Genomic DNA, 13,112 nt, shown 5'->3' with positions numbered 1-13,112 from the left:
TCCGTGATCGTGGATATGGAAGTGTAATGCCTCAGGCCCTGGCGTCGGCAAAAACGAAAGCGCGCGGAAAATCGGTGAAACAAACGGCCAGACTGCCGGGTGTCGGCGAACGGCTGACGTTGGAATCTGTCGCGGCCGTGGAAGTGGGGGCATTGAACGCCTTCTACCGCCGCCGCGCTCCCGCGCAGATCACCATCGCGGGGAAGGCAATGGCGATCGCTGCCGTCTGGCCGGCGGCGAACCCCGCGGACCAGCGGCTGTGCACGATTGCGTTCACCGTCGCAGACAAGGTCGCCAAATTGCGCCTGCCGCTTTCTGTCGTCGAACGGGCCTTCGCCAAGGCGGACGACGTGGTCGACATGAAACGACTGGCGCCCACTCACGCTGCACTGCTGCTGGAATCCGTATTCGAAGAGGACCTCGAAAGGATCGAGGGCAAGCTGGGTGAGAGGATCGCGCTCACGTCGGTCGAACGAAGAGATACGATCTCGGAGCAAACCCCGTTCGCTTTTGTCATGGTCGGCAACGGCGAAACCATAGACTGCGTGTTGAACACGACTGACGCCGGACTGGCGGCGCGGATCGGCCGCCTTCTCGACGAGATCGGCAAAGAGACGCCCCCGATCCCGGCCGAATTCCCGCTGTCGGTCTGCCTTCGGCGTGGCGCGCTGACGATCACCCTTGGCGAGCTTCAAAGCCTGCAGCCCGGCGATGTGGTGCTTTTCAGGGATGTCGAGGAAGAACGCATGGCGGCACTCGTCATTGCCGAGCGCCTTTATGCGCCGGTGACCTTGACTGCCGGTGGGCCGCAATTGCTTGCCGCGCCGACTGCAATCGCTGGATCGAATTGGGAGTGGACCATGAATCAGAACACGCCGCCGCCATCCGGGCAGACATTGGAAGAGTCGACCCTGGACGAGTTGCCGGTCGCGCTTGCCTTCGAGATCGGCCGCACGGCAATGGCTCTCGGGGAAGTCAGGCAGCTTGCGCCCGGAGCCATCGTTCCGCTCGCCGATGTGACGGACGAGACTGTCGACATCATAGCCAACGGCAAGCGTGTTGGTCGTGGCGAGATCGTGCGGATTGGGGAAAACCTGGGCGTACGGATCGTCCGTATGTTCGACAATGCTTGAGAATTCGCCCAACCTGCTTGGGATTCTGATCGCTGTCGGCTTCGTCGGCTTGCTGCCGCTGGCCGTCGTCACAATGACGGGCTTCTTGAAAATTTCGGTCGTGCTGTTTCTCGTCCGCAACGCGCTTGGCGTCCAGCAGATGCCGCCCAATCTGGTGCTCTACGGAATAGCGCTCGTGCTTACGGTCTATGTCACCACGCCGTTGCTGAGCGAAATGTCGGGCCGGCTTCAGGAGGGGCAGGTTCAGTTCCAGACCACGGACGACCTTGCCAGGGCCGCGCAACTGGTCAGGGAACCATTGCAGCGACATCTCATGAAATTCACCCAGCCGGAAGAACGGCGGTTCTTTCTCGACGGCACCAGTCGCCTGTGGCCGGAACAGGCGCGGCAAAATCTCAAGGACGACGATCTCTCGATCCTTGTTCCCGCCTTTGTCGCATCGGAGCTTACCCGCGCCTTTGAGATTGGCTTCCTGCTTTATCTTCCTTTCCTCATCATCGACATCGTTGTTGCGAACGTTCTGATGACGCTCGGCATGATCATGGTCTCGCCGGTTCTCATTTCGATTCCGCTGAAACTGTTCCTTTTCGTCGCCATTGATGGCTGGTCGCGGCTGATGCATGGCCTCATCTTGAGTTACGGCTGACACCGCGGGGTTTGCATGAGCAATGACTTCATCCTGGCGAAGGTCCAAAGCGCGCTTCTGACGGTGTTGCTCGCGTCCAGTCCGGCGATAATCGCGGCGCTGGCTGTCGGCATCCTAGTCGGTCTCGCCCAGGCGCTGACGCAGATTCAGGACCAGTCGCTGCCGCAGACGATCAAGCTCGTCGTGATCCTGTTGGTCATCATCGTCTTCGGCCCGTTGCTCGGCCAGCAGATCGCGGAGCAGGCCTCGACAGCGCTCGACGAATTCCCCGTCGTCACGCGGTGAGGCACGCGGATGCCGGTCGAACCAATCTTCGCGTCGGTCAGAGAGCTTCAGTTCTATCTTCTGGCAGGGGCTTTCGCGCTCGCACGCCTGACCGGTTTCATGCTCCTGATGCCGATCTTTTCGCGCGTGCCGCTATCTGGGCTTCTGCGCAATGGCGTGGCTCTGGCGTTGGCGGTTCCGGTCTTTCCGATGATCGTGACCAGGCTGACGAACACCGACATCACGACAACGATGATCGTTCTGTATATGCTCAAGGAGGTCGTTGTCGGGGTGACGCTCGGGCTGGCAATGGGCATACCGTTCTGGGCGGCGGAGGCTGCGGGCGATATCGTGGACCTGCAGCGCGGTTCCACGATGGGAACCCTGATCGATCCGATGATGACCCATGAGACGAGTGCTACCGGCACCTTGCTCGCCGTCATCATGGTCACGGTCTACCTCGCGGCCGGCGGCCTGCAACTTTCCCTGACCAGCCTCTACGACAGCTATGGCGTTTGGCCGATCGACCAACTTCTGCCCGTATTCAGCAAGGATGCAGCCGGAATCTTCCTCGGTCTGCTGAACCGCATTGTAATGATGGCGCTGACCCTCGTGTTCCCGCTCGTCATCAGTATGCTCCTGTCCGACATTGTGTTGGCCTTCCTGGCGCGCGCCTCGCCGCACCTGAATGTTTTTGCGCTTTCGCTGGTCGTCAAGACGCTGGTTTTCAGCCTCGTCTTTGTCCTCTATGCGGCTTTCCTGCTCTTCTACATGAACCGCGACCTTGGCTTTTTGCACGAGGCAGGCCGTCAGATAGAAGCGATCGGCTGCCGTAGCTGTCAATGAGAGCGGAAGCTTTATGAGTAATTGCTAATAATAACAGAGGCGCCGGTTGGTCGACCAATAAATACAATTTATCGACGAGGAAAGATTCTGATAATTTGACAAGCGGCTGACCCGTCGATGATCTTACGCGCTCTCGACGTGTCTCTGAACATGCATACGCATCGGAATCCATGGCTCGCCAAACCACTTCATTGATCTATGAGGATTTGCGACTGGTCGATGCAGACAGGCTGCGCAGACTGGTCAGAATGGGCGCCTATGAAGGGCATACGGGAGGGCTTGCGCGCGGCAAGCTTCAGGCCAATGTTGCGATTGTGCCTCGCAGCTTCGCCGGCGATTTTCATCAGTTTTGCGTCCGCAATCCGAAGCCCTGTCCTTTGGTGGGCGTGAGCCGTACCGGCAGCCCATTGCTCCCAGGCCTGGGTGATATCGATATCCGCACCGATGCGCCCCAGTACAACATCTATTGTTTCGGGGAGATGATCTGCCAGAAAACGGACATTATCGACCTGTGGCGGGATGACTTCGCCGCTTTCGCGCTCGGCAGTTCGCTTACCGTCGAAGCTGCACTTGCCGAAAAGGGCGTGAAACTCCGTCGCATCGGCTGCGGCAAAGCCTCGCCCAAGTTTCGAACCAGAATCGAGACGTGCCGCGTCGGACCGTTTGGTGGCGAAATGGTTGTCTCGATGCGGCCGGTGAAACAGTGCGACGTCGACAAGGTTCGCGCGCTTACCGCACGCTTCCCGCAAGCCCACGGCTCTCCCATCCATGTCGGAGAGCCCGCGATCATCGGCATAAGCGACTTGATGGCTCCCGACTGGGGCGATGCGGTCGAAATCCTGGAAGGAGAGGTCCCTGTTTTCTGGGCCAGCAGCCTGACCGCCCAGGACGCACTTGCTCGTGCCGAACTCGCGATTTCGATCACAGTGTCGCCCGGACACATGCTGATCACCGACGTGGATGCTCAAGCGCATGCCGGTCCTGTCGATAGTCTGCGAAAAGCATGGAATAGCCAATCGGTGGAAATTGGTCAATGAAATCAAAAGCTCGAATATTTGACGGTCCGCTCGACGGTGCCTGTGTTTGGCTAAAGCAAATTGTCATTCAAGTTGGAACCCATGTCCGCTGAAGCCGAAGGCGTGGAACAAGCCTGGCGTCGTCGCCGAGCGTCCCATGACCGGCAGCATATCCCGCACATAGCCTTCGCAGCCGGACCAGGTGCGGATGACGGCGACCTTTGCGATTGCCGGCAGCAGCCGCGCGACGGCTCGCAACTGTGCCGGAAGGCACGTGGGGTCGGCGGTCGCGTGGCCGGGAACCAAGTCCACCGGCACCCTATCGGCCGCTCCACCGAAGACGATGTTGCCCCGCTCGACTTGGCGCAGATAGGCGCCATAATCCGCACCTGACTTCCCTAATTTAGCATTCCCGGGTCGTTCTAAGTTGCAGTCGAAGGCCGGGTAGCCACTGGCAACAGCGGTATTTTAGGGAAACGTGATATAAAGACTTTTGGCGTATTTCGTTGGCAGGGAAGCCATCCCTCAACGAGAGAAGCCTTATGCCAGCATTGCGCCAATCGGATGCGCCGACAGACTTCGGATCGAGCGAACCACAACATATCAGCGCATCAGAGCAGTCTCTGCGGGAAAGAGTCCGACTTCTGGAGGCGGTGGTCGACAATTTTCCCGGCGGCATCTCCCTGTTCGACGACGATTTGCGGATGGTTCTCTGCAACGACCAGCAAAGGTCGATGCTGGACTACCCTCCGGATCTGTTCCGCAACGGTTATCCGACCATGGAGAATTTGTTCCGTTTCAATGCCGAGAGGGGGGAATACGGTCCAGGCTTGATCGACGATCATGTCGCATCGCGGCTGGAATTGGCCAAACAGCGAACGCCGCATAGCTATCAACGGACGCGACCCAACGGCATGGTGCTCGAAGTGCGCGGCGTTCCCCTCAGCGGGGGAGGATTCGTAACAACATACCTTGATGTGACGGAGCAGCGGCGCAACCAGGAACTCGTTACCCATATGGCCCACCACGATCACTTGACCGATCTTCCCAATCGGGCGCTGTTCAACGATCGTCTGCAGCAGGCAATCGCAAAGACGAAGCGCGATGGCACCATGGCGGTCTTGTGTCTGGACCTTGATCGGTTCAAGCCGGTCAACGACCAGCTTGGGCACCAGGCGGGAGATGAACTTCTCAAACAGGTTGCCGAACGACTGCGTTCCACGGTTCGCGATCACGATACGGTAGCTCGGCTTGGGGGCGATGAGTTCGCCATCGTGCAGACCGACATTCATCGGCGGTCCGATGCCGGGGTCCTTGCACGTCGTCTGGTGGCCGCCATGCACGAACCTTTCGCTGTGTGTGGGCAGTCGGTCTCGATCGGCACCAGCGTCGGAATCTCCGTTGCGCCCGACGATGGATTGTCATTAGACGACCTGTTGCGGAAAGCCGACCTGGCACTCTACCAGAGCAAGCACGGCGGTCGCGGCACATTCAGTTTTTACGAAGAGAAGTGAAAGGCGCCGACAGGGCGGCCTGAATCAACAACCGCTGCGGCACTAGGTCTTGGGGTCCTGTCGAGTGCTTCCGACACAGGAAATGCGGCTTGGCTACCAGTTCAACATCTCAACATTATCGTTGATGAGGATATCGTGTTCGGAACGCAGGCTCGAGGATTGGCAGCGAATCCACACTCGCTATGATCGATGTGCCCACACCTTCATGTCCGCGATCTGCATCGCAGCAACCGTAATCTTCTGGCTCTTCATCAATGAGTCCTGAGCCTAGATTGTTGCGGCAACCTTTGCCGCCTTTGCGGCGATCCAATCTATGGCCGGATCTGGTGCGGCACCGGCCAGACGCGCAAGGCCGATGGACCAGATCGAGCCCGGGGCCGGTTGCGGATGAATGGCGATGGCTGCGGCGTCAGCGAGCCGCCGCGCCACGCGCTCGGCCAGCAGGGCGACGAGGTCTGTCGCCCCCACGATAAAGGGCGCCGCCAGAAAATTCGGAACGGTCATGACGACGCGCCGGGAAAGGCCGGCCTCGCCTAGGCGCTCGTCAAGACTGCCGGTCGCATCGCCGCCTAGCGAGACCAGCAGATGGTCGAGCCCGGCGAGCGTCTTCAGTGACATCTCGGCGGCTAGGACCGGGTGGCCCTTTCGGGCCACCAGCACCAGATGCTCGGTGAAGAGGGGCGTCAGGACCAAGCCATTCGGCGCCGCAGCGAGCGGACCGATCACCAGATCGATGTCGCGGCGCCTTAGATCGCCAAGCAGGGCCTCCCGGCTGGTCGGCCGCCGACGAATATCGAGTCCGGGCGCGGAGGCGCGCACCTCGGCCATGAAGGCCGGCATCAGCACCAAATCCGCATAGTCTGAGGCCCCGATCGACACTGTGCGAACCGCGCGAGCAGGATCAAAGGCGACGCTGCTGGCATCGGCCAGCGCGGTGCGCACAGCTGCTAGTGCATGACCGATCGGCGCATCCAGCGCCTCCGCCCGCGGCGTTGGTCTGATCCCCCCGGCATGCCTCACGAAAAGCGGATCGCCCAACAGGTGGCGCAGCCGCGACAGGGCATGGCTCACCGCCGGCTGGGTCAAGCCGAGACTCTCGCCCGAGCGGCCGACGTGCCGTTGCCGCATGAGGGTCTCAAATACGACCAGCAGGTTGAGGTCGACGCGGCGGAGATCGATTTCGTGCATATACCTTTATTACAATAATCAATTGGATTTATGAAATGAGATTCGACATAAGGCCCGTTGCAAACACGGAGCGCAGCAATGGCGATGATTTCTGTTCAAGGAGAGCACATGCTAACCGCCCTATATACGATCACTATCATCAACGTCCTCGGCGTTGCCTTCTTTGCTATCGCCGGTCTGGTGCGGCCAACCTTGGTTGCCCCCGGACCGCAAGCGGAATCCAGCCGGATCTTTGCTCTTTACACCTTAGCCCGCACAATACCGATAGCCATCGTCACCATCGCTGCTGAGGTCTGGGCTCCTTTGATTGCGGTGCTTTGGCTCAGCGCGCTGTCCGCGCTGCTCCAATTGTTGGACGGCTATGTCGGGACGCAATTGCGGAATGCCCGCACGACTTGGGGTCCTATTTTTCTTGGAGTAGTTCAATCAGCATTGCTTGCCTGGGTCGTCTTCAACATGTCTTGAGACTAATTTTTTACCTAAACCGTCTTCGGTAAAACAACCGACTGCCACCTTCGCAAGTGCCACCGCCAAATGTTGTGCCGTACGGGGTCCGGTCCACATAGAAGATGACGCGGGCGCATTGGGTTACGCTAGCAGCAGAGCGTGCCGGCTGCGCTCAGCACAGTGATGCGACCCCAACCGAATGCAGAGAAATCCACGAGATGCTTGGCCATTTCCGTCGCCGCTGCACCAGGGATGAAGCAGCATAGGGCCGAGCATTGCCTGATTGTGTGCTTATGCGTCTTCGTGGGGTTTAGTAGGTTACGGTAACCACCACCGTATCAGTGTAGACGCCCGGCGCAGGTGTCGTTTGCGGCGGCACGCGGCCATATACCGGGAGATTCTGCGCCGCCCCCGTTCCTGTGCCGGCCACTGTGTTTGTGCCGATCGTGTTGCCCCACGGCTGGCTGCGATTTGTATCTCTATACAGCCCGTAGGTGACCGCCTGACCGCCAAGCGTCATCAGTCTCGCAGTGGGGCCTGTGCCCGTTAGACCATTTCCCAGACTCACGGTGTAAGCTGTGCCCGGCGTGCATGTCACAGAGACTTGACCGGACGCGTCGACGTTATTGCTCAGCACGCCTTTGGGTCCAAAATCGATATTCTGGGCGACGACCAAACAGTTTGCGGCAACTGTCGCTGTAACGTTGAAGCTCGGCCGCGCGATGGTGCCAGTTCCGGTGCCGCAAGAATTCGATGTCGTATATCGGTAACGGAATTCGACATTGCTACCGGAAAAGCTCGAGAGATAGCTACCTGTCGGGGCTGTCCCCTGACTGCCGAGAACCGCGCCATAAATCGTGGCGCTTCCAGTGCCTGTACCCAAACCACCAAGCGTCAGCGCGAAGGCCGGCGCGCGTGCTGTATAAGGCCAGAAGTATGCGCCCCAAACGACGCTACGCGCGGAATCTGAATAGAGCTGATAGTTCAGAATGTTGGAACCGCTGAGCATCTGCCTTGAAGATGCCGTTGCCCCACCACTGCCAATACCGATATTCGGACAGATCAGAATGCGCGTTGCTGGCGTGCCACTGCAATTGACGCTCATCGTCGCCGTGGAGTTGGTCTGAGCCCCTCCCAGCGTACCAACTTGTCCAAAACTCATGTCGGACACGCCGAAGCTGCAGCTTTGCGCCGAGGCTGCCACCGGCATAAGGCAGATGAGGCCAGCAACGACTAAGCGAAGGAACCGTTGTGGGATCTTCACTGACATTTCACGTTCCTGATTGCCACCTGCGTGCCCGGGGCCGGCCGATATGAAAACTCCGCCCGACAAGAAGTGCCGTCATCGAAATCGATGGCGGTGAGATTGCGTGCTTGCAGCCCCTGGATGTAGGTCTCGCCCTCGTAGCCGATGACGAACTCCTCCTTGGCACCTTCGATATGGCCCTTCGCCCCAACGGAAAGTGCCTTGCCTTGAGCATCGACGAAGGACACAAGCGCCGCCTCTGACTTGTCCGAGACCCCAAAATCAAGAACGACGCCGCTGCGATCAGCCGGCTCGACCACTTCCCGTGTCTCTGGGACATTGGCATCGACCGGAAGGTTCTTGGGATCGATAGAAATCGTGTTGGGTTCGTAGGAGTTGAGGTCGGGCACCAGGAGTTTGCCCTGCCGATTGCTGACACCGACCGGCCTGTTCTGATGTTGGATCTCGACACCCGCAACGCCGACATCGACCACCGCGAACGCATCATCGATACGGTTGGCCAGGAAAACGCCGCCGCCGGCCACGGCAACAGCGCCATCGACCTGGGCGGTTCCTCGGACACTTTTGTCGTATTGCTGGACACCTGCTTCGAAACGGGCCCACGGCGAGCGGTAGCTGACGGCTGCCGCGCGAGCTGCCGTATCACCCTCCGACGTCCTGGCGCGCCAGCCGATACTGCCATTTTCGAGCTTCTCGGATTTGGCGATATCGGCTACGACCGACGCGCCATCGGGCCCTTGCTCCACGCCGGTCGAAGCGGTGACGTCCCTGCCGATCGGGACCGAGATGCCGGCAAAAACCCCAAAGCTCTTCTTGTCGTCCAGGTCGGCAAACGCGGATGCATACACGGTGCTGTCCTTGAACACCTGCTGGCTGTAGGAGAGCCCAACGATTTGGCTTTTCTCGCTTTCCGCGCTTTCGATTTGCGCATATGACAGATTGAGACTTGAGAAATCGATCGGAAGAGGCACGCCGAGCGTCACCTGTGAGAGTGCCCTTGGAACGCGGGTGCTGAAGATCGGCAATTCGCCGGGGCCCGGTATCAAATTCGCTTCGGCAGTGACCGACGCGATATCCTGATAGTCTCCGAAAGCATGTTGGATGCGCCCGTAGACGGTCCAGCCTTCATGGTTCAATTCGATCGATGCGTTGACGAGGCCGCCTGTCTGCCCCCCTGAATGGCTGATGGCAGCCGCAATCGACGCCGCTCCATATGCGCCCAGGGGGAATGCGGCGCCGGCGCCGCCATTGACGAGGTCTTGGCCCGCTTCAAAATGGCCTTCCAGGGTGAGGGAATTGGTCTGCCCGTAACGGGCACTTAGTGAACCATAGATGCGATTGTCATAGTCGTCGGATTCGATTCCGAAATTGCGCCGCGGGTACCCAATTTCTGCCGAGAAATCGAGAAGCCCCTGTCGCAAAAGCATGCTTGAATTGTAGAATGGTAAGGTTGCTGTCGTCTCTCGCCCGAGACTGTCTCGCAACACGATCTGCGCTTGGCCCGATCCTGTAAACACGGGCAGATTGGTTACCTGGAACGGCCCGGCAGGAATGTCGCTTGTGTAGGTTTTGACGTTCTGGGCATAGACCTCAAGGGTAGAAGGAACCGCTGCCGTTCCAGAGAAGCTCGGAAGCGGTAAGGTCACGAGGTCGGAGCGCAGCGAGAAATTGCGCTGCACCTGAAGCCCACCGAGATAGACTGGCCGCGTCCACGACAGACCACCGGAGACAAAATCCCCGGCCCGATAGGTCCGCAGCCTCTCGGGATCAGAATAGCTCCAGGTCGTGTTCAGCCGCGTCAGGCCATCGAAGTTGCCGTCGGTCAGACTGGCGATGAAGCCTTGACTCAACGTGCCATAGGGGCTGAAGAGGCGCGCGTCGAACCCTCCCGAAACGCCTCGAAAGAGCTGCGCGGTCCGATCCATCAGGTCGTCGGTGCTGGCAAACAGCGTGTAGTTCAAGACACCGCCGTACCCCGATTGCGGTTTTATGCGATCCTGCTTTTCCGGGGTGGAAATATCGATGACGCGTGCGGAGCGTGCTTCATCCGTGGTCCTCACATAAAGCCGCTGCGTCGCCTCATCGATTTGAAAGGAGACGTCAGGAAGCTGATCGACACGCACCAGCCCATTGGCGTCAATAGCCGCGTCGATGGGCTTCAGTCCAACTTCTCGCAACTCGTCGGGTGTCGCCGCCAGCCCCCCGTCCGGCAGCTGTTTAAAGGCCCCGATCAATTTCGTGGAGGCGTCGTTGATAAAGACCTCAAGATGAAGGTCACGGCCCTCGGTTGGGGCCGTGTTGGATTCGGTCGCCTTAGGCTCCGGTAACAAATCTTCTGCGTTGACCGGTGAGGATGAGAAAATAGCTAGGACGACAGCGATCGCGATCCTAACGGCCCTTGACTGCGACATCGGCATCGAACGGTCCAAAATCGCTCTCGGCCGAGAGCGCAACCGCCCCGTTCGATGGCGATTTCCCCGGTATCGGCCACTGCATGGTCGCGCCGCCCAACACGTAGCCAACCAGGCCCCGACGGCTACTAAGCCTCCTCCCGCCTTGCGTGAGCTTCAGGTCCGATATCCTGAGCCGGCTGTCACCCGAATTCCGAGCAGTTAGCACCAGCGCACCGCCATGGCGCGACAGACTCCAGGAGACCTTTGGAGCTGATGCGTCCGGGTTCCTAAAGAAAACCGGGACAGAATACCGAAGCACGAGATTCACTGTTCCGGCTTTCTTCAACGACGGGTCCGGGAGCTCATCGACTATCACCCGGTAGCTTTCCTCTGCCGCAACGGGTGTCTTTGATACCCGAACGATGCGCACCACATAATCGGCGCCTGGACCTAGTGTCGTGGCTGGGGGGCTGGCCACCACCGCGTTGGTAGGCTCAAGACGTTCAGCCCCGCCCTCCTGGGTCCAGCGGAAAACACGCACCTGGACGTTGATCGGCCGCTTCGCATCATTTTTCAAATTTAGTACGGATGCGCTGTCGGGTGCCAGGAGTTCCAGATTTGTTGGTGCCACTCTCAAAGAGGCGGCTTCGGAGAGGACGCTGCCAGCCAACAGAAATGCTGCAGCGCCGATGCTTACCAGCATAGAACGCATGTGACCTCCTTGTTCAGTTGGTCAATAGGTTTCGGACGTTCAATAAGTGACGGTGATTTGCACTGTGTCGCTGTAAACGCCAGCGCCCGGAGTTGTCTGCGCAGGCACGCGACCGTATACCGTGAGCGGTTGAGCCGCGCCGTTACCGGTTCCGGCTACCGTGTCGGTTCCAACGGTGATCCCCCAAAGCTGGGTTCGCGCCGCATCGCGGTACAGCGTGTAGTTGACGACGGCCGACGCCGGCCCCGTCATTTTGCGAACCGCCGTCGTTGCGCCCGCGCCGGCGCCAACGCCCAAACCAACGTTGTAGGGTGTGCTGTTGGTGCATTGCACCGAGATGGTGCTCGTCTGGTCGACATTGGCATCAATGACGCCCTTCGTGCCGAAGTCCAGATCGGTCGCTGTCTGAACCTTGCATTCGGCCTGGATCGTTATCCGGACGGCCATGTTGCCGGTGGCCGTGGCCGCAAACGAAGGGTGAGAAGTCAGCAACAGAGCTGAAAGGATGGCAAGAGACTTGGTTCCGCGCATGCGACGCTCCGCTGGTTCCCGCTATCCGCGCATATACGCGAAAGTCAAGATTGCTATGCCCGCCACCCGCCGATGTCTCATGTGTGTATAACTATTTCGTTAATCTGGCACAAGCCCATACCTCGGTTCCGCTTCGATGAGTAGGTTGAAAGAAACATAAGATAATCAGAGTTAATGCACTCTAGAAGCTTTAATAATTCTCAAATTGAGCTGGAAGAATTATTATTGACGCTAAAATTCTCAGACGTATATTAAGGCGCTTTCCAATTTTTGCTACACTATTGTTCATATTTCTCCCCGACATCTATCGTTTAGATCTGTTCAGCGGGACGAAAAAGGCAACTTCCTAGTTTATTGAACTGCCGTGAAAGTTGTGCCCGGTTGTCAATAGCACAAGGTGAAAGTCGCCCCGCTTCTCAAGGCCACAAACCACGATGACGAAACATATCGGCAACCCAGCATGCAGGCATTTAGTGGATCTGATTCGGCGGTCCGCTAGCTGCGGCCCGCCCGAGACCAGGGTGCCTTCGTTTAGATATTGCTAATATTCTTCTGGAGGCGCAAAGTTTGATCGCGCTCGCCGTCGCTCGCATCTGAAGCTGCCGGGAGGCAACTATGCGCGCTGGAATGCTGTGGTTGATGTGTTTCTGTTTGCTCCGCTGACATCGCAGGCGGCAGCCATTCATGACGCCGCCAAGAAGGGCGACGTTGCGGCGGTCGCGGCAGCACTCGACTCGGGTATCGGTGTCGATGAAAGCGACGGGAGCGGGACACCACTCTATCTTGCTGTCAGAGCCGGGCGTCTCGCGGTAGCAAAACTGCTCATAGAACGCGGTGCCGACGCAACGCCGCCCCGACGCCAGCCTTGGGTCCTGCTCTCATGCCGGCTTTGGCTAAACGCAGGATCGATCTGATCAAACTGTTGCAGGACGCCGGCGCAAATCCGAATTCGCCGCGCAACCGCGAAAACGCCATCCACATCGCCGTCACTGCCGGTTGTCTCGACTGCGTAAAGGCACTGGTCGAGACCGGCGCGGACGTGAATGCGAAGACGAAGGACGGCAAAAACGCCGCTCCATTTGGCAAAACTGCGTGTTTCAGAAATTCGCGGACACCCATTCCGCTAATTCGCGGACAGCGATTTCAGTAATTACG

At 58.9% G+C, this 13,112-nt stretch carries 14 protein-coding genes and 1 pseudogene; 9 read left to right on the top strand and 6 right to left on the bottom strand.

Annotated features, from left to right (window positions below; all coding sequences use genetic code 11):
- Positions 1-26: 26 nt before the first annotated feature.
- From sctQ to ACWTU9_RS29980, 5 genes are all read left to right on the top strand, one after another.
- Positions 27-1,133 (top strand): type III secretion system cytoplasmic ring protein SctQ, encoded by a 1,107-nt coding sequence (gene sctQ, locus ACWTU9_RS30000; protein ID WP_455861472.1) that lies wholly within the window; start codon positions 27-29, stop codon positions 1,131-1,133.
- Positions 1,126-1,779, top strand: a complete 654-nt coding sequence (gene sctR, locus ACWTU9_RS29995) for a type III secretion system export apparatus subunit SctR (protein WP_454577514.1) — start codon at positions 1,126-1,128, stop codon at positions 1,777-1,779. Before sctQ ends, sctR begins: the two co-directional genes overlap by 8 nt.
- Positions 1,780-1,794: 15 nt before the next feature.
- On the top strand, positions 1,795-2,064 hold the full coding sequence (locus tag ACWTU9_RS29990) for an EscS/YscS/HrcS family type III secretion system export apparatus protein (protein ID WP_023758730.1): 270 nt from the start codon (positions 1,795-1,797) through the stop codon (positions 2,062-2,064).
- A 9-nt stretch (positions 2,065-2,073) separates the two neighbouring features.
- Positions 2,074-2,889 carry a type III secretion system export apparatus subunit SctT gene (gene sctT, locus ACWTU9_RS29985; protein ID WP_455861471.1) on the top strand — a complete coding sequence of 272 codons (816 nt, stop codon included), beginning with the start codon at positions 2,074-2,076 and terminating at the stop codon, positions 2,887-2,889.
- A 170-nt stretch (positions 2,890-3,059) separates the two neighbouring features.
- Complete coding sequence (locus ACWTU9_RS29980) at positions 3,060-3,926, top strand: D-glutamate cyclase family protein (protein ID WP_455861470.1); 867 nt, start codon at positions 3,060-3,062, stop codon at positions 3,924-3,926.
- A 69-nt stretch (positions 3,927-3,995) separates the two neighbouring features.
- On the opposite strand, the pseudogene ACWTU9_RS29975 reads toward ACWTU9_RS29980, so the two are convergent.
- Positions 3,996-4,289: pseudogene (locus ACWTU9_RS29975) on the bottom strand (NAD(P)/FAD-dependent oxidoreductase); the annotation flags it as partial.
- A gap of 158 nt (positions 4,290-4,447) precedes the next feature.
- Between ACWTU9_RS29975 and ACWTU9_RS29970 the strand changes: the two are divergent.
- Positions 4,448-5,419, top strand: a complete 972-nt coding sequence (locus ACWTU9_RS29970) for a diguanylate cyclase domain-containing protein (RefSeq protein ID WP_455861469.1) — start codon at positions 4,448-4,450, stop codon at positions 5,417-5,419.
- 267 nt (positions 5,420-5,686) lie between these two features.
- Here the strand turns inward: ACWTU9_RS29970 and ACWTU9_RS29965 are convergent, their stop codons facing one another.
- Complete coding sequence (locus ACWTU9_RS29965) at positions 5,687-6,607, bottom strand: LysR family transcriptional regulator (protein ID WP_455861468.1); 921 nt, start codon at positions 6,605-6,607, stop codon at positions 5,687-5,689.
- Between the two features lie 78 nt (positions 6,608-6,685).
- Here ACWTU9_RS29965 and ACWTU9_RS29960 point away from each other — a divergent pair, with 78 nt between their 5' ends.
- Entirely contained in the window at positions 6,686-7,072 is a 387-nt protein-coding gene (locus ACWTU9_RS29960; protein ID WP_455861467.1) for a hypothetical protein, read from the top strand.
- Between the two features lie 292 nt (positions 7,073-7,364).
- Here the strand turns inward: ACWTU9_RS29960 and ACWTU9_RS29955 are convergent, their stop codons facing one another.
- Genes ACWTU9_RS29955 through ACWTU9_RS29940 form a run of 4 tightly spaced genes read right to left on the bottom strand, consistent with a single transcriptional unit; the run spans position 7,365 to position 11,957 of the window.
- Positions 7,365-8,324, bottom strand: coding sequence for a Csu type fimbrial protein (locus ACWTU9_RS29955; RefSeq protein WP_455861466.1), 960 nt, complete (start codon positions 8,322-8,324; stop codon positions 7,365-7,367).
- On the bottom strand, positions 8,315-10,738 hold the full coding sequence (locus tag ACWTU9_RS29950; protein WP_455861465.1) for a fimbria/pilus outer membrane usher protein: 2,424 nt from the start codon (positions 10,736-10,738) through the stop codon (positions 8,315-8,317). The genes ACWTU9_RS29955 and ACWTU9_RS29950 overlap by 10 nt, the downstream gene beginning before the upstream one ends.
- Positions 10,710-11,426: a fimbrial biogenesis chaperone gene (locus tag ACWTU9_RS29945; RefSeq protein ID WP_455861464.1), complete on the bottom strand. Its 717-nt coding sequence runs from the start codon at positions 11,424-11,426 to the stop codon at positions 10,710-10,712. Before ACWTU9_RS29945 ends, ACWTU9_RS29950 begins: the two co-directional genes overlap by 29 nt.
- A 39-nt stretch (positions 11,427-11,465) precedes the next feature.
- Positions 11,466-11,957 carry a Csu type fimbrial protein gene (locus ACWTU9_RS29940; RefSeq protein ID WP_455861463.1) on the bottom strand — a complete coding sequence of 164 codons (492 nt, stop codon included), beginning with the start codon at positions 11,955-11,957 and terminating at the stop codon, positions 11,466-11,468.
- Positions 11,958-12,589: 632 nt separating this feature from the next.
- Here ACWTU9_RS29940 and ACWTU9_RS29935 point away from each other — a divergent pair.
- Together ACWTU9_RS29935 and ACWTU9_RS29930 are read left to right on the top strand one after the other, a co-directional pair.
- Positions 12,590-12,871: an ankyrin repeat domain-containing protein gene (locus ACWTU9_RS29935; protein WP_455861462.1), complete on the top strand. Its 282-nt coding sequence runs from the start codon at positions 12,590-12,592 to the stop codon at positions 12,869-12,871.
- Positions 12,838-13,107, top strand: a complete 270-nt coding sequence (locus ACWTU9_RS29930; protein WP_455861461.1) for an ankyrin repeat domain-containing protein — start codon at positions 12,838-12,840, stop codon at positions 13,105-13,107. Before ACWTU9_RS29935 ends, ACWTU9_RS29930 begins: the two co-directional genes overlap by 34 nt.
- The last annotated feature ends 5 nt before the right edge of the window (positions 13,108-13,112 follow it).

Source organism: Mesorhizobium sp. 128a (assembly GCF_053848025.1).
Note: the sequence above shows the minus strand (reverse complement) of the source record. Positions and strands in the feature narration are given on the sequence as shown.

Coding starts and splice junctions, on each gene's coding strand:
- sctQ (WP_455861472.1), top strand. CDS start 27: ATGCCTCAGGCCCTGGCGTCGGCAAAAACGAAAGCGCGCGGAAAATCG.
- sctR (WP_454577514.1), top strand. CDS start 1,126: ATGCTTGAGAATTCGCCCAACCTGCTTGGGATTCTGATCGCTGTCGGC.
- ACWTU9_RS29990 (WP_023758730.1), top strand. CDS start 1,795: ATGAGCAATGACTTCATCCTGGCGAAGGTCCAAAGCGCGCTTCTGACG.
- sctT (WP_455861471.1), top strand. CDS start 2,074: ATGCCGGTCGAACCAATCTTCGCGTCGGTCAGAGAGCTTCAGTTCTAT.
- ACWTU9_RS29980 (WP_455861470.1), top strand. CDS start 3,060: ATGGCTCGCCAAACCACTTCATTGATCTATGAGGATTTGCGACTGGTC.
- ACWTU9_RS29970 (WP_455861469.1), top strand. CDS start 4,448: ATGCCAGCATTGCGCCAATCGGATGCGCCGACAGACTTCGGATCGAGC.
- ACWTU9_RS29965 (WP_455861468.1), bottom strand. CDS start 6,607: ATGCACGAAATCGATCTCCGCCGCGTCGACCTCAACCTGCTGGTCGTA.
- ACWTU9_RS29960 (WP_455861467.1), top strand. CDS start 6,686: ATGGCGATGATTTCTGTTCAAGGAGAGCACATGCTAACCGCCCTATAT.
- ACWTU9_RS29955 (WP_455861466.1), bottom strand. CDS start 8,324: ATGTCAGTGAAGATCCCACAACGGTTCCTTCGCTTAGTCGTTGCTGGC.
- ACWTU9_RS29950 (WP_455861465.1), bottom strand. CDS start 10,738: ATGCCGATGTCGCAGTCAAGGGCCGTTAGGATCGCGATCGCTGTCGTC.
- ACWTU9_RS29945 (WP_455861464.1), bottom strand. CDS start 11,426: ATGCGTTCTATGCTGGTAAGCATCGGCGCTGCAGCATTTCTGTTGGCT.
- ACWTU9_RS29940 (WP_455861463.1), bottom strand. CDS start 11,957: ATGCGCGGAACCAAGTCTCTTGCCATCCTTTCAGCTCTGTTGCTGACT.
- ACWTU9_RS29930 (WP_455861461.1), top strand. CDS start 12,838: ATGCCGGCTTTGGCTAAACGCAGGATCGATCTGATCAAACTGTTGCAG.